The 1,687-nt window shown below is 41.0% G+C and carries 1 protein-coding gene and 1 pseudogene; both read right to left on the bottom strand.

Features of this window, described 5'->3' with window-relative positions; all coding sequences use genetic code 11:
* Window positions 1–341 (bottom strand): annotated as a pseudogene (locus VXQ92_RS16920) (hypothetical protein); the annotation flags it as partial.
* 187 nt (window positions 342–528) lie between these two features.
* Window positions 529–1,687: DHA2 family efflux MFS transporter permease subunit (locus VXQ92_RS16915; RefSeq protein WP_416682599.1), on the bottom strand; the 1,159-nt coding region annotated here is incomplete at its 5' end.

Below are 1,687 nucleotides of genomic sequence, written 5' to 3'. Positions count from 1 at the left end.
TTAATTCGAAGCTTGATCATGAGTTTGAGCATGGTACTTTGCAATGTACGCGTGCCCCAAAACTTTTTCAAAATGACCGTATCACCGCTAAAGAGCACGGTGTAATCTTTACCGTTTAAGTAGAAATGCTGCACAACTACCGTCGAGAAACCGACAATCTCATCTGTTTCTGAGTCAAAAATTAAGATCGCACCGCTTTTATTTTTAAAATCATCTACGAAAATAGAAAATCTGGTATTTTCATAATACTGCTCGTAAATGGAATACATCACTTTCAATCGTTCAGTATCGATTTGCTCTTTTTCAAAATATTGCCCATAAGTTGCGTTTTTCAGGTTCAATTTTGAAATCAGTTTATATGTTGTATTAATCATAATACTTTAATCTCCCACATCCAGATCTGTGAGTTCCCCTATCTCATACAGCGATATTCGAAACTCATATCAATGTTCTTTTTCTATGAAGGGATATGTTTTGATATGCCCTATTGTTTTCATTCTTTGAAAGCTGCCTTTTATTTCTAAATCGCTACATATTCATTTTCTTCCCCCGATCCATAAATATGGTTAAAAAGGCGGTCACAAACATGATGATTGCGAGCATGCGTAATAAGTCATTGAAACTCGATGTCAGTGCTTGAAAATGAATGTCACGATAGATCACGCTGAGCGCGATTTGCTGGGCATTTGCACCGACTTCTTGATATTGCGCCGTAAGCTGGTCGAGTCTTTCTGTAAATATCCAGTTTTGTGGTGTCATCGACTGATTAATCTGGGTAACATGCATGGCGGTTAGCCAATCTAAGGACGAGTTAATAAGAGCCAGTCCAACCGCGCCGCCAATATTGCGCAGCAGGTTATAAATCCCACTGGCATCGGCAACTTTACTGAGTGGCAATGTACTCATAGCCAAATGTGACACCACAATCAGGCAAATCATGAGGCCAATACCACGGTAAATTTGCGGCCAAAACATAAAGTCATAATCACTATGAATACTCAAATGTGAATTGAGCCAGACACCAAAGCCAGCCAGAATCATTCCAACAAATACGTTTTTTCGGGTATCAAAATTGGGAATGAGCCACGCAAGAAATGGCGCAAAGCAGAACATGACAATACCTGTCACCATCATGACGTGACCAATTTGGCTACTATTCATTTCACGGACTTGCCCAAGAAACACGGGAATCATGTAGCCCAAGCCATAGAGCGCCATACCAATCACAAACGTTGTAATGGCACTCAAGGTAAAGTTTTTATTTTTAAATACAGATAAATCGAGCAAAGGCTTAGGCTGGGTGAAACTTCTAGAGAAGAAAATCATGCCGCCCACAACGCAGATCATGAAAGCAATCCGAACGCCTGTGTCTGCAAGCCAGTCATGCCGTGCGCCTTCATCGAGGAAATATTCAAGCCCACCCAAAAACATCGCCATACCAATGAGACTAAACCAGTCCATACTTTTGATGAGTGAATAGTTGGCACGGTCGATATTTGGACCTGAGTAGATGACCGTAGCAATGATAATGCCCGGAATAATATTGATCAGGAACATCCAATGCCACGAAAAGTTATTGGTAAGCCATCCGCCAATGGTTGGGACAATGGCTGGACCTAAAGTACTGATCATGCCAAACATGACCAAAGGCAAAGAGCGTTTTGCTTCTGGAAAAAGTAAGTACAAT

The organism is Acinetobacter sp. 228 (assembly GCF_048147885.1).
This window is presented reverse-complemented; position numbering and strand designations above follow the sequence as displayed.